This is a genomic window from Methylobacterium sp. HMF5984, assembly GCF_045033435.1.
Taxonomy (GTDB): domain Bacteria; phylum Pseudomonadota; class Alphaproteobacteria; order Rhizobiales; family Beijerinckiaceae; genus Methylobacterium.
This window is the reverse complement of the sequence record NZ_JBJFLN010000001.1, coordinates 1,911,906-1,931,549: the sequence shown is the minus strand read 5'-3', so window position 1 is coordinate 1,931,549 and position 19,644 is coordinate 1,911,906. Positions and strand designations below refer to the sequence as shown.

The 19,644-nt window shown below is 67.1% G+C and carries 19 protein-coding genes, 1 tRNA gene and 3 pseudogenes; 7 read left to right on the top strand and 16 right to left on the bottom strand.

The genetic code is table 11. The features are described from left to right. The first annotated feature begins 27 nt into the window (after positions 1–27). On the top strand, positions 28–405 hold the full coding sequence (locus ACFZ8E_RS09195) for a hypothetical protein (protein ID WP_405042639.1): 378 nt from the start codon (positions 28–30) through the stop codon (positions 403–405). Between the two features lie 70 nt (positions 406–475). On the opposite strand, the gene ACFZ8E_RS09190 is transcribed toward ACFZ8E_RS09195, so the two are convergent. After that, complete coding sequence (locus ACFZ8E_RS09190) at positions 476–1,423, bottom strand: LysR substrate-binding domain-containing protein (RefSeq protein WP_405042638.1); 948 nt, start codon at positions 1,421–1,423, stop codon at positions 476–478. Positions 1,424–1,560: 137 nt separating this feature from the next. Here ACFZ8E_RS09190 and ACFZ8E_RS09185 point away from each other — a divergent pair, with 137 nt between their 5' ends. From ACFZ8E_RS09185 to ACFZ8E_RS09175, 3 genes are read left to right on the top strand one after another with little or no spacing between them, the layout of a single operon-like run. Next, entirely contained in the window at positions 1,561–2,136 is a 576-nt protein-coding gene (locus ACFZ8E_RS09185) for a YceI family protein (RefSeq protein WP_405044357.1), read from the top strand. Positions 2,137–2,188: 52 nt separating this feature from the next. Next, positions 2,189–2,794 (top strand): cytochrome b, encoded by a 606-nt coding sequence (locus ACFZ8E_RS09180; RefSeq protein ID WP_405042637.1) that lies wholly within the window; start codon positions 2,189–2,191, stop codon positions 2,792–2,794. Continuing rightward, complete coding sequence (locus ACFZ8E_RS09175) at positions 2,791–3,357, top strand: YceI family protein (protein ID WP_243934970.1); 567 nt, start codon at positions 2,791–2,793, stop codon at positions 3,355–3,357. The genes ACFZ8E_RS09180 and ACFZ8E_RS09175 overlap by 4 nt, the downstream gene beginning before the upstream one ends. Before the next feature lie 196 nt (positions 3,358–3,553). On the opposite strand, the gene ACFZ8E_RS09170 is transcribed toward ACFZ8E_RS09175, so the two are convergent. The 9 genes and pseudogenes from ACFZ8E_RS09170 to ACFZ8E_RS09130 form a co-directional block, all read right to left on the bottom strand. Continuing rightward, positions 3,554–3,757, bottom strand: a complete 204-nt coding sequence (locus tag ACFZ8E_RS09170) for a hypothetical protein (protein ID WP_405042636.1) — start codon at positions 3,755–3,757, stop codon at positions 3,554–3,556. Between the two features lie 130 nt (positions 3,758–3,887). Continuing rightward, positions 3,888–4,139 carry a hypothetical protein gene (locus ACFZ8E_RS09165; RefSeq protein ID WP_147727082.1) on the bottom strand — a complete coding sequence of 84 codons (252 nt, stop codon included), beginning with the start codon at positions 4,137–4,139 and terminating at the stop codon, positions 3,888–3,890. A 25-nt stretch (positions 4,140–4,164) separates the two neighbouring features. Further along, positions 4,165–4,326: a YqaE/Pmp3 family membrane protein gene (locus tag ACFZ8E_RS09160; RefSeq protein WP_187274833.1), complete on the bottom strand. Its 162-nt coding sequence runs from the start codon at positions 4,324–4,326 to the stop codon at positions 4,165–4,167. Positions 4,327–4,562: 236 nt separating this feature from the next. Next, a pseudogene (locus ACFZ8E_RS09155) lies at positions 4,563–5,497 on the bottom strand (DUF2891 domain-containing protein). 179 nt (positions 5,498–5,676) lie between these two features. Further along, on the bottom strand, positions 5,677–6,132 hold the full coding sequence (locus tag ACFZ8E_RS09150) for a hypothetical protein (RefSeq protein ID WP_405042635.1): 456 nt from the start codon (positions 6,130–6,132) through the stop codon (positions 5,677–5,679). Positions 6,133–6,409: 277 nt separating this feature from the next. Beyond that, positions 6,410–7,551, bottom strand: a protein-coding gene (locus ACFZ8E_RS09145) for an IS3 family transposase (protein WP_405042273.1) whose coding sequence is annotated in 2 segments (ribosomal slippage) — positions 6,410–7,284 and positions 7,284–7,551 — 1,143 coding nt in all. Because the reading frame shifts where the segments join, the coding sequence is not laid out codon by codon here. 449 nt (positions 7,552–8,000) lie between these two features. After that, positions 8,001–8,258: a hypothetical protein gene (locus tag ACFZ8E_RS09140; protein WP_405042634.1), complete on the bottom strand. Its 258-nt coding sequence runs from the start codon at positions 8,256–8,258 to the stop codon at positions 8,001–8,003. 129 nt (positions 8,259–8,387) lie between these two features. Then, positions 8,388–9,149: pseudogene (locus ACFZ8E_RS09135) on the bottom strand (hypothetical protein); the annotation flags it as partial. Between the two features lie 42 nt (positions 9,150–9,191). Beyond that, positions 9,192–9,680, bottom strand: a pseudogene (locus tag ACFZ8E_RS09130) (matrixin family metalloprotease); the annotation flags it as partial. A 176-nt stretch (positions 9,681–9,856) separates the two neighbouring features. On the opposite strand from ACFZ8E_RS09130, the gene ACFZ8E_RS09125 reads away from it, so the two are divergent. Continuing rightward, positions 9,857–10,057: a S24 family peptidase gene (locus tag ACFZ8E_RS09125; RefSeq protein ID WP_405044356.1), complete on the top strand. Its 201-nt coding sequence runs from the start codon at positions 9,857–9,859 to the stop codon at positions 10,055–10,057. A gap of 292 nt (positions 10,058–10,349) precedes the next feature. Continuing rightward, a complete protein-coding gene (locus tag ACFZ8E_RS09120; protein WP_405042633.1) occupies positions 10,350–11,924 on the top strand; it encodes a calcium-binding protein in 1,575 nt (524 codons plus the stop codon). Between the two features lie 376 nt (positions 11,925–12,300). Here the strand turns inward: ACFZ8E_RS09120 and ACFZ8E_RS09115 are convergent, their stop codons facing one another. The 6 genes from ACFZ8E_RS09115 to ACFZ8E_RS09090 all read right to left on the bottom strand — a co-directional run bounded on the left by ACFZ8E_RS09115 (position 12,301) and on the right by ACFZ8E_RS09090 (position 17,641). Next, the gene (locus tag ACFZ8E_RS09115) at positions 12,301–14,373 is read right to left on the bottom strand and encodes a glycosyltransferase (RefSeq protein WP_405042632.1); all 2,073 of its coding nucleotides are present in this window, start codon (positions 14,371–14,373) and stop codon (positions 12,301–12,303) included. A 47-nt stretch (positions 14,374–14,420) separates the two neighbouring features. Then, the gene (locus tag ACFZ8E_RS09110) at positions 14,421–15,068 is read right to left on the bottom strand and encodes a DapH/DapD/GlmU-related protein (RefSeq protein WP_405044355.1); all 648 of its coding nucleotides are present in this window, start codon (positions 15,066–15,068) and stop codon (positions 14,421–14,423) included. Beyond that, entirely contained in the window at positions 15,065–16,162 is a 1,098-nt protein-coding gene (locus tag ACFZ8E_RS09105; RefSeq protein ID WP_405044354.1) for a DegT/DnrJ/EryC1/StrS family aminotransferase, read from the bottom strand. Before ACFZ8E_RS09105 ends, ACFZ8E_RS09110 begins: the two co-directional genes overlap by 4 nt. Then, a complete protein-coding gene (locus tag ACFZ8E_RS09100; protein ID WP_405042631.1) occupies positions 16,159–16,581 on the bottom strand; it encodes a sugar 3,4-ketoisomerase in 423 nt (140 codons plus the stop codon). The genes ACFZ8E_RS09105 and ACFZ8E_RS09100 overlap by 4 nt, the downstream gene beginning before the upstream one ends. 395 nt (positions 16,582–16,976) lie before the next feature. Then, positions 16,977–17,291: a hypothetical protein gene (locus ACFZ8E_RS09095; RefSeq protein ID WP_405042630.1), complete on the bottom strand. Its 315-nt coding sequence runs from the start codon at positions 17,289–17,291 to the stop codon at positions 16,977–16,979. Positions 17,292–17,564: 273 nt separating this feature from the next. Beyond that, positions 17,565–17,641 (bottom strand) — tRNA-Arg (locus ACFZ8E_RS09090). A gap of 473 nt (positions 17,642–18,114) precedes the next feature. Between ACFZ8E_RS09090 and ACFZ8E_RS09085 the strand changes: the two genes are divergently transcribed. Beyond that, positions 18,115–19,644, top strand: a complete 1,530-nt coding sequence (locus ACFZ8E_RS09085; protein ID WP_405042629.1) for an acyltransferase family protein — start codon at positions 18,115–18,117, stop codon at positions 19,642–19,644.

The following is a 19,644-nucleotide window of genomic DNA, read 5'->3' as shown; positions in this document are numbered from 1 at the left end:
CCTTGGCAGCACGAAGGTCACACGATCATGTCCATCAAGACTCGCAGCCGCACCGTCGCCCTCGCGGCCATCGTCGCCCTCACCGCCGGCCTCGGCAGTGCCGGCGCAGCCGAGATCAAGCCGGCCGCGGCCGGCAGCGTCGACCTCGGGACCCTGTCCGGCGTCGCCTACTACACCGCCGAGCCGAAAGGGTATCGTGTCGTTGTCACCCTGGCGCCGCGCGCCGCAGCCCCCGCCGTCCGCTTCGAGACGGTCCTGGCCGACGACCAGAGCGTGACGCTCTCGACCCCGCGCCCGGCCGACTCGCCCGCCGAGACGATCGAGATCCGCCGCGTCGGCGACCGCATCCTGGTCCAGCCCTCCCGGACCAAGGCCGTCACGCTGGAAGCCGCGGCCGTCGACTGAGCGCTCCGGGCATGCCCGGCCGTGCCGACCCTCCCGTCCTCGCGACGAGGCCGGGAGCCGGCAGACGCCGTCAGGCCGGATCATGGAGCCGCCGACCGGACGACGCGCGCGCCACCTCCGCGCGGATATGCTCGCGGAACAGCCGGACCCGCGCCGGCAATTCGCGCCCCGCGAGGCTGACCGCCCGGAGCGTCCCGCCGCGGCTCGCCCAATCGGGCATCACCGGAACCAGCGTGCCGGCGCCCAGCGCCTTCGCGGCGACGAGGCTCGGGATGTGGCCGATGCCGACGCCGGCCAGCGTCAACCGCAGCACGGTGGCGAAATCCGTCGCCCGCACCACCGGGCGCACGTCGATCAGCGCCTCCCGCCCAAGCCGGTCCGACACCGCAATCTGCGAGGCGCCGACGCGCTCGCGCGAGAACACCACGTCGTGGTCGCAGAGCCCGGCGAGGTCGGCCGGAGCCGGCTTCCGGGCGAGATAGGCCGGGGCGGCGTAGAGGCCGATCGTCAGCTCGGCGAGGATCGGCGCCATGTAGCCGCTGTCCGGATGCGCGCCGCCGAGCCGCAGGGCGAGGTCGACGCGGTTGGCGGCGAGGTCCAGCCGGTTGTCGGTGATCAGCAGTTCGATCGTGATCTGCGGGTAGCGCGCGCGGAAGCTCGCCACGAGATCGGGCAGCACCTCGACGCCGAAATCGATGGAGGCGGTGACGCGCAGGTGCCCGCGCGGTTCGGTTCGGGCGCCGCGCGCCGTCTCCAAAGCCTCGTCGAGGAGCGCAAGGCTCTCCTGGGCGCGGGCGTGGAAGGCCAGCCCGTCGGCCGTCGGCGAGACCGCGCGCGAGGTTCGCGCCAGCAGCGTCACGCCGAGCACCGCCTCCAGCCGCGAGACGCGGCGGCTGACGCTGCCCTTGGTCTCGCGCACGAAGGCCGCCGCCTGGGTCACGCTGCCGAGGTCGACCACCGCGCAGAAGGCACGCACGTCGTCGAGATGCCCGGTGAAGGTTTCCGGAATCGCAACCATGCGTCTCCGGTTACCGCGCTTCCGCACCGCTGGGAAGCGGCCTATCTCGGCGCCTCCGAACGGCGCATCCCGCCGTGCCAGCGAGCCCGGAGCTCTTCGTGAAGCCCTTCAGCCCCTCCGCCCTGTCGATCGCACTCATGCTCGCCGCCGCCCCGGCGCTGGCGCAGACACCGCCGACCCGCGACCCGGCCCAGATCCAGGCCGGCGCCTACGCGGTCGATGCCGGCCACACCCAGGTCGGGTTCACCGTGTCGCACATGGGCTTCTCGAACTATTCCGGCGGGTTCTCCGAGGTTTCGGGCACCCTCGACCTTCAGCCGAAGAGCCCGGCCCAGAGCAGCCTCAAGATCACGATTCCCGTCGCGTCGGTCAACACCACCAGCTCCAAGCTCACCGACGAGCTGAAGGGCGACCAGTGGCTCGACGCGACCAAGTACCCGGAGATGACCTTCGTCTCGACCAAGGTCACGCCCGAGGGCAAGGACAAGGCCAAGGTCGCCGGCAACCTGACGCTCCACGGCGTGACCAAGCCGGTGACTCTCGACGTGACCCTGGTCGGCGCCGGCGTGAACCCGCTGAGCAAGAAGTACACGGTCGGCTTCGACGCCAAGGGCACGATCAAGCGCTCGGAATTCGGCGTGAAGACCTACGTGCCGCTGATCGGCGACGAGCTGCACCTCACCATCGCCGGCGCGTTCGAGCGCACCGAATAGGCCCAAGCCGCGCACGACCGCCGGCCCCGAGATCGCGATGCCAGGAACGACCATGCCCGAGGCCGTGGCCCCTGCCCCGCTCCGGTACACCCGCGTCGCGATCGCCTTCCACTGGGCGATCGCGGCCCTGGTGCTCGCGCTCCTCGGCATCGGCCTCGCGATGACGCATGCGGACCTGGCGCCGATGCGCCGGTTCCAGCTCTACCAGTGGCACAAGTCGGTCGGCATCACCGTGCTCGTGCTGTCGCTGCTCCGGCTCGGCTGGCGCGCCTTCCACAGGCCCCCGCCCCTGCCGGCGGCGATGCCGGCCCTGGAGCGGGGCGCGGCGCATCTCGCCCACGCCGTGCTCTACGCCCTGATCATCGCGATGCCCCTGGTCGGCTGGGCGCTGGTCTCGGCCTCGCCGTTCAACATCCCGACGGTCCTGTACGGCGTCGTGCCCTGGCCGCATCTGCCGATCGTCACGGACCTCCCGAACAAGGCGGCGGTCGAGGCCGGATTGAAGCTGGTCCATGCGTCCGGCGCCTGGTTCCTGATCGCCCTTCTCGTGCTGCATGCCGGCGCCGCCCTGCGGCACCATTTCGTCCTGCGGGACGACACCCTGCGGCGGATGCTGCCGTCGCTCGGCCCCACCCGCCGCGAGGTTTCGCCCCGATGACGTATCGCCTGCTGCTCGCCGCCGCGATCCTCGCCGCACCCGCCTGCGCCGAGGCCGCGGATTGGGCCGTCGACCCGGCCAAGAGCCGCCTCGGCTTCTCGGGGGTTCAGGTCGGCGTCCCGTTCAAGGGCCGCTTCAAGCGCTTCGAGGCCGAGATCGCCTTCGACCCGGCCGCCCCGGAGACCGGGCATGCGCTGGTGACCGTCGACCTCGCCAGCGCCGAGACCGGCGACGTCCAGCGTGACGAGGCCCTGCCGCAGGCCGACTGGTTCGCCACCAAGGCGACGCCTCAGGCCCGCTTCGAGGCAACGCGCTTCGTGCCCAGGGGCGGCGACGCCTACGAGGCCGTCGGCAGCCTCACGATCCGCGGCATCCGCCGCGACGCGACCCTGCCCTTCCGCCTCACCCTTGCCGGCGATGCCGCTCACGCCACCGGGCATCTCGATCTCGTGCGCACCGATTTCGGCGTCGGGCAGGGGCCGTGGGCGTCGGGCCAATGGGTCGCCCTCGAGGTCGGCGTCGACCTGGATCTCGTGGCGCGCCGGAAGGACGCTGCGCGCTAGGATCGCGATGCTCGAAGTACCGGCTGCCTGCGACCTCGGCCGGCACGCTGCCGGTCGTCCTTCGCCGAGCCGGAGCCATTTCCGAGCCGACGCGGCCGAGGCCGCGCCGAACGAAGCCGAAGGCGCGGATGACCGGCGGCGCAAGGGCGCAGCCGGTCGGGATCTCGGCGCGACCGCGCCCGTCGACTAACGGCGATCACCGGTCGCGAAACGTCGTCGCCCGGTCGCCCTCGAGCGGGCCCTTGGACCCCGGGACCAGGCCGCTGTCGATCAGCCAGAGGGCCAGCGCCGCGGCTGCGATCAGCGTCGCCAGCGATCCGAGCCGCCCGATATGCTGGCGCGTCACCAGCATCACCACGAGGATGCCGAGGAAGGCCAGCAGAAGCACGGTCATCAGCATGGGCCTATCCTTCGGATGGAGGTGCACTCCGGGAGCCTGCCGGGTCCGGAGGCGCCCTCATGCGGAGCGGCCCTTCGACCTCATCGCGGCGGATCCGACATCTCGCGCCTCGGTGCCGGCTGCGACCTCCTCATGGCCGCGGCGCCGCGGGTGGGGTTGCCGGCGTCGTGCCGGGCTGCGTCGGCGCCTGTGGGTTCGGCGGCGCCGGCGCCGGCTGCCCGGGCCCGGCCGGCGGAACACCAGGGCCGGTCTGCAATGTCTGGTCGGCCTTCGTCTGGATCTGATCGGCGGTCTGCTGGGTGATCAAGCCGTAGGATACGGCGACGGCCAGGGCGACGGCGAGGATTGCCCCGATGATCGTCTTCGCGAGCCTGCTCTGCATGAAAGCCTCCCCGGGTCCGACGCCCCTACGCAGCTTCCTTGCGCGTGACCACCAGGGCCCAGATCGTTGCCGGAATCCAGCCGATGACGGTGATGTGGAGGAGGATGCACAGGATGCCCTGGATCACCTTCCCGCGCAGGAACATCGCCAGCCAGGGCGCCAGGAAGCAGATGATGATCATGACCATGGCGCGTCGCATCCCCAGACGATGTCGGCGGCCGCACGGCGTCGGCGATGCTGCCCCGCACACTCAGGCTGTTTCAGCCCGATTTGTTCCGACTCAGGCTCGCCCAAGCGGCGTGGGCGCGGTGAGGGAGCCTGTCGCAACGGTTGGCATGCGTTGTCGTTTGACCGACCGTCGCGGATCGGCGGTCGGCGTTTTCGGCTGCCGCTCCGGGCCGCCCCGCTCCTCCGGCTCGAAGGTCATCCCTCCCGGGCGTTCGCGGTTTCGGTACCCATCGCCAGCACCGCAAAGCTGGCGAGCCAGTGGGCGCCCATGTAGTGCGTCGTCAGGTGCGGGAGGCTGGCGTCGAGATGCGCCTCGGCTGCTTCCAGCATCATCGGCCGGCGGGGATCGCCCGACGGCAAGGCTTCGGCCAGCGCGCGGAAGCACCAGGCCCGGCTCAGGTTGAGACCGTCGAGATGGGTGATCTTGCCGTCGCTGCGATCCGTCGGGACGACCGGCGCGAACAGAGTTGCGGGCTGGCCGTGGGCGAGGCGCGGCACGAAGCGATCGAGCCACGGGAGGAAGCGTGCCGACGGGAGCAGGCGTCGCATGCATTCCGCTTCGATCAGGCTGGGCGACTGGAACTCGTCGCCCCCCGGCTCGCCCCAGGCCGGGCAGTCGACATCCTCACCGTACCAGGCCTCGGCCGTGTCGGCGAGGAGCCCGGCCAGGGCCGCGTCGCCGGTTCCCTCGGCATGGTCGAAGGCCATCCGCAGGCCGAAGGCGGTGTTGGGGTGGGTGCCGACGCGCACCGGGTGGCCGGCGATCGGCAGGAAGTCCCGGAAGCGTTGCGCGAACAATCCGGCGAGGGGAGCGAGCGCGCGGACCATCGCGTCTCCGGCAGGTGCCGCAGCTCGTCGGCGAGCTTCAGGAGCCAGGCCCATCCGTAGGGGCGCTCGAACCCCCGCGCGGTCGGGGCGGCGAGATAGGCGCACTCGCCGGCGATCTTCCCGTCCGTCATCTGCCGATCGAACAGGGCGCGGATCGCGGGCGCCTCGGCGCTGTCCGGGAAGCGGCGGAGCAGGCGCGCCAGGAGCCAGTGGCCGTGGACGCACGAGTGCCAATCGTAGCTGCCGTAAAAGACTGGGTGCAGCGTCTCCGGCGTGGCCGCATCCTCCGGTCCCCGCAGCACATGGGCCAGGTGGTTCGGATATTCCCGGGTGACATGCCCGAGCGTCACGACGGCGAAGCGGGGGGCGACCTCTGGGGTCAAGCTGTGGCGCAATGCGGATCTCCCGGCGAGGCGGCGCGAAGCCGGGCCTGGGGCCGCCCGCGGCGTCCCGGTCCGCTTCGCGCCCCTGGATGGGCCGCCTACTTGCCGGGTCCCACCGGCACCGGCACCGGGGCGGGGGGCGGCGCCAGCACCAGCGGACCGGTGATCGGCCGCAGGGCGTCGTTCAGGGGCGCCATCGCGGCGTCGAAGGCGCGCAGGCCCGCGTTGATCGGCGTCACGATCACGCCGACCGGGGCGGCCACGAAGGCGGCCAGGTCGGGGCCGAACGTCTTCTCGGGCCGGGCCGCCTTGCGGACCGGCGCGGGGGCCGCCGCGGCGCCGAGCTCCTTCGCCCCGCCGAGCTCCTTCGCCCCGCCGAGCTCCTTCGCCCCGCCCTGCAGCTGGTTGCGCATCGCCTTGGTGTCGCTGTTGTACTGCGAGTCCTGGCCGCCGAGTTCCAGGCCGGGATCGGGGCGCCTCGCCTGCGCCGCCGCCAGGCCGGGCTCGGCCAGGATCGCCGCCGCCATCACGGCCGCATGAACCATCGTCCTCATCCGCTTGCTCCCCTCGTCTCGATGCGCGCCTCGCGGGCGCCGGGCCGGCGGGATGCCGTCCCGATCCAGTCAGGCGTCGGCTCCGGCCGGCGGATCGCCGACGATCGTCGTGAGCATCGCCCCGTCCCCGAAGAGGCGGCCGATCGCACGGGCCGCATCCTCCGTCGTGATCGCGGCGATGCGCCGGTTGCGCGCGTCGAGCCAATCGCGCCCCGCCCCTGGAACTGCAGGGTGAGGAGTGACCTGACCGGTATTTTGGACCGAGCCAATTGAGAGGCTACTGCATGGTGGCGGCCATGGGTAGCCGGAAGGCCAGACCCGGGTAGCTGACGGGCGCGGGCGGCCGATAGCCCAGCGACGAATGCGGTCGAACGCGGTTGTAGGTGGTTTGCCAGAGACCGATCACGATCTGCGCCTCCTTCAGCGAGTAGAAGATCTCCTGGCGTAGGCACTCGTCGCGCAGCTTGCCGTTAAAGCTCTCGCAGTAGCCATTCTCCCACGGGGATCCTGGCGCGATGTACTGGATCTGTGAGCCAGCTTTGGCGACCCATTTGCGCAACGCCTTGGAGATCATCTCTGGGCCATTGTCGCAGCGAATGTGCTCCGGGATGCCGTGCAGGCACATCGCGTCGGCCAGCGCCTCGATCACGCCGACGCTGTTGATGCGCCGCGCCACCTTCAGCGCGAGGCAGGCACGGCTGTGCTCGTCAATCAGCGTTAGGATGCGCAGAGAGCGCCCATCGTGCGTCTGGGCTTGCACGAAGTCGAAGCTCCAGACGTGATTGCGATGAAGCGGTCGTAGCCGCACGCAGGAGCCGTCGTTCAGCCACAAGCGGCTGCGGGGTCTATGTCGGCTGGGGACCTTCAGCCCCTCGCGACGCCAGATGCGCTGAACCCGGTCTTTGCCTACCTGCCAGCCGGCTGCCTGTAGCAGCGCGGTGACTCGGCGGTAGCCGTAGCGTCCGTACTCGGACGCCAGGGCGATCATGGCCTGGGTCAGTGCATCCTCGTCGGCCAGCACGGTAGGCACGTAGCGTTGCGTGCCGCGGTGCTGACCGACGATCCGGCAGGCGTGACGTTCCGAGAGGCCGTACTTCTCGCGGATGCCGTTCACCGCCTGCCTGCGTCGCTCGGGGGCTACAAGTTTCCCGAGGCGACGTCCGCCAGCACCTGCTTCTCTAGAGAAAGGTCGGCGACGAGCCGGCGCAGACGAGCGTTCTCGCGCTCCAGATCCTTCATCTTCCTGGCTTGATCGACCTGAAGGCCGCCGTACTCCTTGCGCCAGCGGTAGTAACTCTGCTCGGAGATCTCCGCCTCCCTGCATGCAAGGGCCAAACTCTTGCCCTGGGCCGTCTGCACCTCAATCTGACGCAGCTTGAGCACGACCTGCTCCGCGTTCGTCTTCTGGCCTCGCCGCATGTCCAACTCCTTTGGTCCTGGCTGATCCTCTCAATCAGCCCGGTCCAAAGCCAGCCGGTCAGGCCAGATGGCCGGCATGGATCTGATCAACCTCATTGGCATCTGCCTCGTGGCCCTGCTCGGGATTGCAGCGACATTGACTGCGGTAGCCGTGTGCCGCCATTCTTGGAAGAGGTGGAAGCACAACCCCGACTAACTTCGATGGAGAAGCTCAACCGGATCACTCCGCGCTGCGCTTCGGTGTTCCCTTCCTAATCCACCGTCCGCAGGGACTTCCGGGCGCCAACGTGCGCGCTAGTGAAGTCCGGCTGGTTCATGATCCGGATCTCCTTACCACCTGAGCTCCCACACCGGCACGCCAACAGGCCGCCCCGGCCGATCCCGCCGAAAGGTCTGGTTTCCGTACCGGATCCAGGTGTCGCCGATGGCCTCGACCCGGCGGGCGTTCATCATCGGCCGCCGCAGTAGTCGACGCGAACTACACCGACGGTCGAATACACACCGAACAGGTCCGTGGCCGTCCAGCCGAGCGCGACGGCGCCCTCTCCGAACCGGTTGAGGAAGTCGATCACCGCCTCGCGCATCTCCTGCCAGCGCTGCGCCGAGAGGCCGGGACAGGGCGGCACCGTGGGCTTCATCGCCTCGAGCGCGTCGCGCCAGGCCTGGACATCGGAGGGCGCGGTTCGAATCGGTGCTGGTGATACCATGGGTCTCGCCGGATGTGGGCCGGCGAGGATAGGGGCGCGGGCGGGGCGGCGTAACAAGGCCTTCAGTCACTTCTGACGCACAGCACCATAGACTGTGACTAGCCGCGCGATGCGCTCAGCAGATCGGAATTATCCGAAGTGCCCGTCGGAGAAAGCGGTTCGACCTTCGACGCCGCCGTACTGGAGGAAGTGCAGCATCGGGTCGATGTGGGCTGCGGCGACATCCGCATAATGCGCCTCGTAGGCGTGGGTGTCGAAGGTCGCCGACGGGTCGCGTCCCTCGCGCCACCCATAGGTCTCGTAATGCGCGAGGGGGTCCATCCCGGATCCGCGTACATCACCATACGCGGTGAGGTATCCGGCTGTGTCGAACACGGCGTTGGGATTGCGTCCCTCGTGCCAGCCGTTCGTCTCGTAATGGTTGTAGGCGAAGGCGAAGCTGTCTCCGCCGGCAGCCATCGCCGCGCGCGCCACGTCGGCGTTTGCTAAGAGGTAGTATTCGGCGTCGAAGCCAGGATGCGTTGCGAGATCCGTGGCGCGGCCGACTGCGGCATAGGCCTGGCGCCCTTCGGCCTGACCGTGCTGCAGGTAGTGGATGAGAGGGTCGATCCCTGCTGCACGGACATCAGGATTGTGGGCGAGATAGAGTTCGTTGTCGAAACCCGCGGAGGGGTCGCGTCCCTCGTGCCACCCGTTGGTGTCGTAGTGGGCCAGCGGATTGTAGCCGGCGGCGCGCACGTCCGAATTGGCCGCCAAGTAGCCTACGGTCGAGAATGCCGTGTTGGGATCGCGTCCTTCGTGCCAACCGTACTGGTTGTAGTGCGACGTCGAATCCATGCCGGCGGCGGCCACGTCGGGGTAGTGGCTTCGGTAGAAGGCGTCGTCGACAAGCGAGACCTGCGTGCCGGTTGATCCAGGCTGGCCGTAAAGCGCCTGGCCTCCATGGATGTCGGATGCGACGAGATCCGTCACGCTCGGGTTAAGAACCGCGTTCATGACGGCGGGCGTGGCGTTGTAATGACCGAGGCCGATGGCATGGCCGATCTCATGCAGTGCGACGAGGAACAGGTCTGCATGATCCTTGCTGACGATGTGGCTGGCCGAGGCGTGCCAGTCTTCGTCGCTATCGAAGGTGATCGTTGCGGATTGGAACTGTTTTCCTGAATAGCTGTAACTTGTGACTCCGAGTGTGTTGCTTGCGCCATCGATCGAGCTGTCGGCGAACGCGATGCCGGCGCCGGCGGTCGTCGACACCTGCTGGAATGCGATGTTGGCGTGCGCCGTCCAGTCGGCGAAAGCGGCTGCGATGACGGGGACGAAGCTCGCGGGAACAGACCCTGATATCGCCCATGTAACGGTGCCTCCGCCTGAGCCTGTGGCACCGGCGCCCCAGCGGGGGCCTTCCAGAACGTAGTCCACCATGCTCAGCCTCCGGGGGGGTCATTGTGATGGAGCGACTATGCCTCCTCGCCAGTAAATATGGCGTCTACTGAAAGGTCAGAACAAAGGGCGGTGGCCAGCGCGAAGCATCGCGGCAGTCGGCCCTCATCGATGCTACCGCGCCTGCCGGTTGGCCAGCACATCGCTGAACGGCTTTAATATCACGTGTTGGTCGGACACATCGTAGATCTCAACGGCGACCTGCCTATATCGACCGCAGCCTCCGGGCGGAGGACGGCTCCGTCGTCGTGGCGGTGGTCGACGGGCAGCTCTCGTGCAAGCGCTACCGGATGGCCGGCAACCGGGGCCGCCTCGACTTCGACAACCCGGAGATGCCGGCGTTTGCCGTCGACGAGTAAGGCGAGGTCGAGATCTGGGGCGTGCTGCGCTTCTCGATCCGCTGGCACCTCGCCCGCGGGCGGCTGTCGTGAGTGGTCGGGCGCCGCGCCTGCGCGACCGGATCGGCGTCGGGCATTCGCTGATTGAGGCCGGAACGAAACGCTTTGGGGCTGCAGCTACTCGGCCAAAATGTCTTCGAGGCCGCATCTGCGTAGTCCTAAATCATGCTCGAACGCAACCGAGGGTTGCGTTCGAGGGCGGCGGCACCACCATGGACCATGCGATTCTGCAAGGGTTTCAGAGGTGCCTGTGATGTCGTCCGTGACTGTCAGCACACCCAATGGTTTTTACACCCCGAACCTCTGGGTTCAGGGGATCACCTCTTCCGACAACGCCCATTTCGAAGGGTTAGTCAGCACGAATAATGATCCTCTGGTCGGTATTCTGCCTGGACACGAGGTCGACACTTATTCCAGTCTTTCCTTCACGCAAGGCGGAGTAACCTACCAGTACTCCGGCATGTTCACCGTGACGGCCGACCGTGGATTATTGTCATTGTCTGGATCTGTATCGGCCAGTGGATACTACGACCATATCGAAGTTAGCGCTGGCGGCAATTCAATCGCGAGCTACGATGGTGTGCCGATCCCGGTAGATTTTGGAAGTCACACCACCGGCATTATTCCCGATACCGTGAGCGGCGTTTTGGGGCTGGTGAATGGACTTCTATTTGGTCCAAGCACTGAACCAACGCAGAATTATCAGAACCTCACTCTCGGTGCGACGCCGAACCTCCCTGATATTGCGTTCTCGGATGGTGTCACGATTAGTGGGAATTCCGGGGCTGATATCCTCGTAGGCTCCACGAACTCTGACGCAATAATCGGCGGCGCAGGGAACGACGTTATCGTCGGAGGGGCCGGATCGAATTTTATGAGCGGCGGGGCCGGTGATGACACCGTTGTGCTGGGCTTCAAGCTGACGGATGCCTCGATAAGTTACGATGCAGCTGGGCATACGGTGCTCGACGGTCCCAACGGTGCACACAATGTTCTGTCGGGCTTCGAGCACTTCCAATTCACAGACGGCACGGTCAACGAGAACACCGGGTCCGCCCTGGTCGACGATCTGTACTACTACGTGAACAACAAGGATGTTTTCGCTGCGGGAGCCGATCCTGAGACGCACTACAACCAGTATGGCTGGCACGAGGGCCGCAACCCGAATGCGGACTTCTCAACCACTGGGTATCTCGCGGCTAACGCGGATGTGGCCAAGGCCGGCATCAATCCGCTAACTCAGTACGATCAGTTCGGCTGGAAGGAAGGCCGCGACCCGTCGGCCAACTTCGACAACGAGTTGTACCTGTCGCACAATCCGGACGTGAAGGCTGCCGGGCTCGATCCGTTGGGTCACTACCTTGCTTACGGACAAGCGGAGGGCCGGCAGGCTTATGCGGCTATCGGCAAGGCCGGCGATCTCGGCGTGCATCCTGGCTTTGACGCGGAGTACTACCTCCTGTCGAACACGGACGTGGCCAAGGCGGCGCTCACGGCTGGCGGCGACAGCTTCGCCTTCGCCTACAATCACTACGAAGCTTTTGGCTGGCATGAGGGCCGCAACCCGAACGCGGTGTTCGACACCAAGGGCTACCTGAACGCCTACGCCGATGTGAAGGCGGCCAACATCGATCCGCTGGCGCACTACGACAGCTTCGGCTGGCACGAGGGCCGTGATCCGTCGGCGAGCTTCGACACCAACGCGTACGAGGCGGCCAACGCGGACGTGAAGGCTGCCGGGATCGATCCGATGCAACACTACCTTCAGTACGGCGCCATCGAGGGTCGTAGTGCCTATGCTGATGGCGTTTTCCATCCAGTCGCCTAACCGCTACAATTAGAACTGCTGATAGATCCTGGCCGGGGCAAACATGCTCCGGTCATCGATTTTTGCGGATCGTTATCTGTTTTGATCCTGATCGACGCATGCGACGCCATCTTTGGCCGCGGCCATGACCATGGCAGGGTCGTACCGGCTCATGCCAGCCTCGCCGCGAAGCGCACCTAGGAGTACGAAGTTTGAGATTCGGACGTCGGCTTACCGTCGGGCGTCCGCCGTGCAACGGCGTGGCGCCTACAACCTGGCGCGCCTCCGGCAGCGCTTCCAGGATGTCGCAACTCGACGTGCCGAGATACCTGTCGGGCTCATCGAAGCACCAGCAATAGTTGGGATCATCGCCGGCATGAAAGTACGAGAGCGTGTGTCAGGCGTGAAACATCCGGCGAACCTTGCGCACGGCACGGGCTGAGCGAAACCACAGAGTCCTCTCCATACGCTGCTGTATCTGGAGGGCTGCGTGCAGCCGTGCGCCAAGATCGTCTCGCTCGGCCGCGAGTTGGACGCAGTCCGCCTCCGCACGGGCTAGGCGCTCGACGGAAACGACCCGTTCGGCCTCGGCCGCAGCGCGCCCCTGCGCAAGTACCTCCTCCTCGTTCCTTAGTGCCGCGGCGATGCGATCGCGGTCGGCAGCGAGTGCTTCCCGCTCGGCGGCCATGGCGTGGAGCCGGTTCTCGCGTTCCTCGATTCCGCGAAGGCCGAGGACGTCAATCCGGCTGCTCCAGTCGCGCAGGTCGGCGAGCTGCTTCGGCGTGTGCGCCTCCTCGTAGAGGGTGTGCAGGGCAAAGCTTCGGAACACGGCCGCATCGATCTCACTCGCGAGCTGGGCAAGGCGCAGGGGAAGCGGCTCGTCGGGATGGGCGATCTCCTCAGGGTCGAACAGCTCGGAGAACAGCACCTCACTCATCACCTTGAACCGGTGCAGGATCATGGAATGCTCGAAGGTCGAGCGGAGGCGCGCCTCCAGGCTCGGAGCGCTGGCGTTGGCCATGTTGTCGCGGATGCGGAACGCCGTCAGGCTGTCGGGCAGGACGTGAATGTGCTGCCCAGCCATCACCATGCGAATCCACATGTCGAAATCCTGCATATTCGTCAGCCGCGGGTCGTAGGGGCCGGCGGCCTCGTAGGCCTCCCTGCGGATCATCGCGGTGGGCGCGCAGATGATGTTGCCTCGGAAAAAGAAGAAGCGCAGCCATGTTCGTCGGGAGAAGTCTGCGAAGCGCAGCGGCAGGGTGAAATCGTTGTAGGCCTGCGTCGGTAAGCCTGCCTCATCCACGGCTCTGGGCATCCCGAACACTGCGGCGACGTCCGGATGCGCATCCAGGAAGCCGACTTGTTGCCGAAGACGACCCGGCAGCGCCCAATCGTCGGAGTTGAGGATCGCAAGATAGCGCCCCCGCGCCCGCGCAACGGTAGCATTCATTGCCGCCGATATGCCCTGGTTCTCGCGCCGGCATTCGAGGCGAATGCGCGGATCGGTGAAGCCGCGCAGGATATCGGCGGTACCATCGGTTGAGCCGTCGTCAGTGACGACGATCTCGAAATCCTGGAAGGATTGGGCGAGCACACTTTCGATTGTCTGCCGGACATAGGGCGCGTGCTGGTATGATTTTATAAGCACCGACACAGTTGGCACGGCCCCCGGCGCCGCTGGCACGAGGCGCGGCAAAGGCGCCGGATTGGCCCGCCGCATCCCATGCTCCTCCCACCAGAGAGGCCGGATGGCGAGGGATCCCGCATCAGCGACGGCGAGGTCGATGCTCTCGCGCTCCATCTCGTCCCAGAAAACGCGCAGGCGGTCGCGTCCCCATAAGTAGTGCTGGCCGAAACCCTCCGCGCGGTCTGTTTGCCCAAGCCGTTCGGCCTGGATCGTCTCTCGGGTTGCGTTCCGCTCGAAGCCGAGATGCTTGTAGTGCCAGAGCTGGAGGGTGTCGTGCGGGGGCAGGACGAGGTCGCCCTCCGGCGTTGCCCCATGCCGCCCAGGCCCGAAGCCAGTCTCGCGAAGTGCTTCGGGCTTGAAGATGCTGAGCTTATTGAAGGCGAGGCGCGGGCGCCCGCGCGTGATGCGCTCCACGAGTAAGCCCGCATCATCGGGCATCTCGATGTGGTTTAGGTCGAAGCCCAGCGCCGGAATCAGAGTGACGCCCCGGTCGGCCTCCTCAGCGAGGTAATCGGCCATGGCGCGGCCGGGCACGTGTAAGTGCTCGTCGATGGCCGTAACAACGATCCAGTCTGCCCTATGACGACTCTCCTTCCAGGCCTCGTTCTGCATTGCCCGGTGAGAAAGCACGAAGGAATCGGGATCCGTGCGGGGAAAGTCGCGCAATTCCACCTTAGGGTGGGCGTGCAGAATCTCGCGCGAGCCGTCCGTCGAGCCGTCGTCGTAGATCACGTAGCGGTCGACGAAGGGATCGTAGTGCCGGAAAAAGAAGCCGAGCATGTCGGCTTCGTCCCAGCATAGTGTGTAGAGGTGGACGACAGGCCGAGTCATAAAGTGGCGAGCCCTCTATAGCCGCCGATGTTCTGGCGGACGATCCGAGCCGGGTTGCCAAGCGCAAGGCAACCGTCCGGTACGTCCTTCGTCACCACCGAGCCCGCACCAACAACGGCGTTCGCTCCGATGGACACTTCCGGTAAGATCGTCGCCCCTGCGCCGACGAAGGCGCCCGTGCCAAGGCTGACATGGCCGGCGAGTACGGCGCCGGGCCCAACCGAAACGTATTCGCCGCCTCGGACATGGTGGCCGAGGCTTGCCCCACGATTGATGAAGACGAAAGCCCCGAACACGCTGCCAGAGCCGAGGCTGCATCCAGCGTTGACGTAGGAGCCCGGCCCCATCTCCAGATGACGTGGGGCGGCGACGCTCGGGTCGATCAGGGTTAGCGGTCGGCTGAGGCCGTGCCGCGCGGCCTCTTGAGCGGCCGCCCGCCGGTGGCCCGGCGTGAACAGGGGCACGAGGAAAGGCAGGTCTCGTTCCTCGACGGAGAGGTCGGAAGGCACAAGAATCCGAGCGCCCTCTGGCAGATGGGCCGGCCCCGGATGATTGGCGATGCCAGCGACAAGGGACAGGTTTGCCCGGTACAGGCTCTCCTCAACATCGACCACGATCGGCGAACCGATTCCGTACAGGATCACTCCGCGCAATGAACGGGTCCTCGGATCGCCAAAGCCACGCGCTCCTCGTGGTTCGACGCAACCTCGGGCTGGATCGGCAGGCTGAGGAGACTGTCTGCCAGCGCATCTGTAATCGGTAGGGGAGTGCGGGCGCCATCGACGAAGGCCGGGTGGCGGTGCAGGCCCGGCGCGTAATGAACTGCCGTGCCGATCCCCGCCGCATCTAGGCGGTGTTTCAGCCTGTCCCGGTCGGGAACCGTCACCGCGAACTGATGATAAACGCTTCCGGCCTGCTCGGGCGGCATGCCAATCCCCATCCCCGCAAGTAGCGCCCGGTAGCGAGCTGCGCTTGCCCTTCGCTCAGCATTGGCTTCCGCTAGATGTGGCAGCAGAGCGAGGAGGATCGCCGCCTGGATCTCATCGAGACGGGAGTTGAAGCCGATCCCGCCGCTCACCCGCTCACCCGCTGCGAAGCCATAACAGCGTAGGCGCCTTAAGCGGTCGGCTATAGCCGGGTCCGCCGTAACCACGGCACCACCGTCACCGACCCCGCCGAGGTTCTTGGTTGGGTAGAAGGAATAAGCCGCTGCGTGACCAAAACTGCCGAGCGCTCTTCCGTCGAGGGTGCCGCCGTGGCTCTGGGCACAATCCTCCACCACCGCGAGGCGGTGTTTATCCGCCAGCACCATCAGTGCGTGCATGTCGGCCGGGTGGCCGAACAGGTGGACCGGCACTAGGGCGACAGTGCGGGGACCGATAACCCGCTCCGCAGCTACCGGGTCGATGCAGCGAGTGGTAGCATCGACCTCCACGAAGACCGGGACGGCACCGCAATGCAGGATCGCCTGGGCGGTGCCGGCGAAGGTCAGCGAGGGCAACAGCACCTCATCGCCGAGCCCGACTCCCAACGCCCGCAGGGCGAGCGCCAGCGCGTCGGTACCGGAGGCGACGCCGATGCAGTGCTCGACACCCGCCGTCACGGCGAAGGCGGCCTCGAACTTAGCGACTGCTTCCCCCAAGATGTAAGACGGACCGGAGAGGACGTGGGCAATGCTCGCGTCGATTTCCTCTCGGAACCGAGCGATCCGCAGCGGCGGCGCCGCCTGTGGGATCATGCCGGACACACGGGCCGCTTCACGATCATGCGCGGGCGGTCGAAATGGCGCGTGTCCTCGTAGCGCTCGGACGCGCAGACGACGAGCGCGGTACCCGGCGCGAAATCCTTCAACACAATAAGGATGCCCGCACGGATCCATAGGGCTTCGTCGAAACTGTCGAGGCGCACGGAGCTACGAGTGCGGCCGTTGTCGATCTCGATCGTCACCGCGCCGCTGATGACGCTGATCAACTCATCACAGGAATTGGCATGACCACCCCTGTCCTGCCCCGGACGGTCCGACATAATAACAAAGACGCGTTTGGGGCAAAAAGGAACGTTGCCGAATTCTTCGAAGGAAACGAGATTTCCCCTGGCATCACTGTGCACGACCTGCGGCACGAGATCGGCGCCTTCGATGATCTCCCTATAGATCATGTTTTCTTAATCTCGAGATCTATTTTTTTAAATTACTCGATCACAAGATCGCGTGCAATTGCCAGACTATCCTAGGATTTGTCGGGATAATTTGCCGGGCGGACCGGCGAAGCAGGAGGTCTTAGATACCTCTCAAGCAAACGTGGTGTCTTGAACGGGACAGGTCTGACTGCCGGCGATACCAGGTCCGGGGCGGTCCGACCGAAGGTGTCAGCGACAGATGACGGTGCGGGATGAGCAGAATGCTTGAATGCCAACGCCTGCCTGAGTGGCTAAGCACCTTAGCAACTGCGATGAGCGCCGCGCCGGTCCGCTCGGTTGCGAGCTCAAGCGATGCGCCGTTCAATATCGTGCCCAACCGCGCTGAAGTCACCCCAGCTTTTCCGCATGGCCTGTCACTCGTCGAGTTGCCAGAGCGGAACCCGAACTTCGACCACGAGGTCATCGTCGAGCAGGCCGGGGACGATCTCGGTCGTCGCGTCCGGGAACGCCGCTAGGATAACCGTGCGGATGCTTTCGATGCGATCAGCCCGATCGGCCGTGGGCTCGATGAGAATGTGCTTGATAACCCGGATCATGCCCGCTGATGGCACGGCCAGCGTGCGGTGGTCAGCGGGGCCAGATGTCTCGTCGCAGCGCCTGCCGTGGCAGTATCGCTTTGGTGTCCGACACAGCTCAATGCAGTCAGCCTTCGGCGTCAAGCCGCTCAAGATGGAGAGCTATGTCGCGGAGAACTCGCGCCACTAGCGGCGGCCAGGTCTCACCCTGAGCCTGAAGGAGCCTCGCTGCATCCAAAAGCGCTGCGATCTGTGTCGGCAGGATCGGACCTCGAACTATCTGCGCGTAGCGAACCCGCGCGGCGAGGGACGACGACAGCCGTGACACCTCAGCCATCTTCTCCATGACCGAAGCCCCGTGCAATGGCTATGTGGGCCGGCTGTGTGAGCCGGACCAATCCAAAAGCGCTAAGTCGTTGAGAAGATTGGCGCACCCGACACGATTCGAACGTGTGACCTTTGCCTTCGGAGGGCAACGCTCTATCCAGCTGAGCTACGGGTGCTGACCGTGCCGATTTCCTAGCCGATGCCGCTGCGCGGCGCAACGGGGCTGTCGCGGGGTCGAAGGCCGGGGGGATGACGGCGTGGGTCGCCGTTGCCGCGCTCCAACGATCGGCGAGGCGTCACGGCGCATGTCGCCGTCCGCGGCGCGCATCGCGCCATGGTGCCCCGGGCCGGCGATGCGGGGGATCGGGGTTCTGCGATCCGAGCGAGGCTTCGCACGCCATCCGGGCAAAGTGTTCGAGCGATACCGGTATCCCCATACTGTGGCCCAAACGGCAGACCCGGCGAAAGACGGTACGGCCATCTTGTATCGGCCATGTTTCTGATCGTTTCTGGCGGGCATCCGCGCTGCGACGCTCAGCGTGCAACACCGTTCGAAGCGCCGGCGATGCAGACTCGTCTCGACCGACATCATCCTCCCGCCGTCACGGCCCCGACGCATTCGGGGCCGGGAGGCGGCGCCCTGGCGGCCGTGAGCATCGCGCGGCCCGGCGGGGCGCTGGCGAACCTGCAGCTTCTGCGGGCGTTCGCGGCGAGCCTCGTCCTGGTGCACCACGTCGCCGTGTATGCCCAGGCGCTGCGTGGCGCCGCACGGCCGTTCGCGACCCTCGACACCCTGATGGGCGTCTGGGGCGTGGCGATCTTCTTCGCCCTGTCGGGCTTCCTGATGGCCCGGCTCGTCACCCGCGATGCGCCGCTCGTCTTCCTCGCGCATCGGGTCAGCCGCATCTTCCCAACCTACGTCGCGGTGGTGGTGCTGTTCGCCGGCCTGTTCGCGGCGCTCGGCCTGCAGTTCGGCGGCGTGTCCGTGCTCGCCCTGTCCCTCGCGCCCGGAGGCGCGCGAAGCTCGCCCCTCAACGTGGAGTGGACGCTCGCCCTGGAGCTGTCGTTGTATGTCGGCCTGTTCCTCCTGGCCTCGGCCGGGCAGGCGCGGCGCCTCGTTCCCCTCGCCGCCGGCTGGCTCGTCCTGCTGGCGGTCGCCTTTCCGCTGCTGCCGCCCGACAGCCGCAGCCTAATGCCGCCGCCGCTCTATTTGGTGCCGGTCACGGCGGCCTGTGCGCCCTTCGCGGGCGGCCTGCTGCTGCCGCGGCTGATCGCGTCGGGCTGGATGCGTCCGGCGACGGCGCTCCTCGCCCTGCCCTTCCTGGTGCTCTGCGTCTTCGTCGACACGGCGGCCGCGCGCTGGCTCGGTGGCGTCGCCGCGGTGCTGATCGTGGGCGCCGCCGTCACGGCGCCGCCCGTCCGCCGGGAGGGGCCGGTGGCGCGGGGGACGATCGCGCTGGGGGATTGGAGCTACGTGCTCTACCTCGCGCATCCGCCGGTGCTGCTGCTGGCGGGCTGGGCTTGCCCGCCGGACTGGTCGGGGCCTGCCTATGCCGGCGTCTGCCTCGCGGGCTCGCTTCTGGCCGCCGCGCTCCTCGGGCCCCTCGACGTCGCGTTCTATCGGCGCGTTCGCGGCAGGATCGACGCTGCGGGTCCGGTCGCGCTGAGGCGGGGTGTGACCGCCTTCCTCGTCGTGTTCACCGGTTGCGCCCTCTGGGGCAGCGCCGAGACGGCGCGGAACGACTGGGCCGAGAGCCGGGCCCGCGCTGCGGTCGCCGCCCTGCCCGCCGCGGCATGGACGTCGCGGGCGGCGGCCGAGGCGGCCATCGCCGCGCGAGGCCTCGCCCTGCCCCCCACCCTGCGAACGGCCGTCGAGACGGTGGAGCGCATCTCCCCGACGGAGCTCCTGGTCGGGGCCTACGCGCTGGACCCGGACCAGCCGAGCCGAAGCCTGCATCTCGCCCTGTTCTGCGGCGGGCGCCTCGCCGCCTTGGACAAGCCGCGGCGCTTGCGCCGGGACCTCGCGGCTCGGCCCGGCTTCGAAGCGATGGGCGAGCGGCGGATCGGCTATCGCCTGCGCATCCCTGCCGATTCCTGCAGCCGGGAGAACGCGGTCGCGGCGCTCGTCGACGAGACCGGCCTGATGACGGCGCTCGCCGTCCCGCGAGCCGGGTGGTGA

Coding starts and splice junctions, on each gene's coding strand:
- ACFZ8E_RS09120 (WP_405042633.1), top strand. CDS start 10,350: ATGTCGTCCGTGACTGTCAGCACACCCAATGGTTTTTACACCCCGAAC.
- ACFZ8E_RS09115 (WP_405042632.1), bottom strand. CDS start 14,373: ATGCTCGGCTTCTTTTTCCGGCACTACGATCCCTTCGTCGACCGCTAC.
- ACFZ8E_RS09195 (WP_405042639.1), top strand. CDS start 28: ATGTCCATCAAGACTCGCAGCCGCACCGTCGCCCTCGCGGCCATCGTC.
- ACFZ8E_RS09140 (WP_405042634.1), bottom strand. CDS start 8,258: ATGGTATCACCAGCACCGATTCGAACCGCGCCCTCCGATGTCCAGGCC.
- ACFZ8E_RS09170 (WP_405042636.1), bottom strand. CDS start 3,757: ATGCTGATGACCGTGCTTCTGCTGGCCTTCCTCGGCATCCTCGTGGTG.
- ACFZ8E_RS09165 (WP_147727082.1), bottom strand. CDS start 4,139: ATGCAGAGCAGGCTCGCGAAGACGATCATCGGGGCAATCCTCGCCGTC.
- ACFZ8E_RS09175 (WP_243934970.1), top strand. CDS start 2,791: ATGACGTATCGCCTGCTGCTCGCCGCCGCGATCCTCGCCGCACCCGCC.
- ACFZ8E_RS09180 (WP_405042637.1), top strand. CDS start 2,189: ATGCCCGAGGCCGTGGCCCCTGCCCCGCTCCGGTACACCCGCGTCGCG.
- ACFZ8E_RS09150 (WP_405042635.1), bottom strand. CDS start 6,132: ATGAGGACGATGGTTCATGCGGCCGTGATGGCGGCGGCGATCCTGGCC.
- ACFZ8E_RS09190 (WP_405042638.1), bottom strand. CDS start 1,423: ATGGTTGCGATTCCGGAAACCTTCACCGGGCATCTCGACGACGTGCGT.
- ACFZ8E_RS09100 (WP_405042631.1), bottom strand. CDS start 16,581: ATGATCTATAGGGAGATCATCGAAGGCGCCGATCTCGTGCCGCAGGTC.
- ACFZ8E_RS09160 (WP_187274833.1), bottom strand. CDS start 4,326: ATGGTCATGATCATCATCTGCTTCCTGGCGCCCTGGCTGGCGATGTTC.
- ACFZ8E_RS09105 (WP_405044354.1), bottom strand. CDS start 16,162: ATGATCCCACAGGCGGCGCCGCCGCTGCGGATCGCTCGGTTCCGAGAG.
- ACFZ8E_RS09185 (WP_405044357.1), top strand. CDS start 1,561: ATGCTCGCCGCCGCCCCGGCGCTGGCGCAGACACCGCCGACCCGCGAC.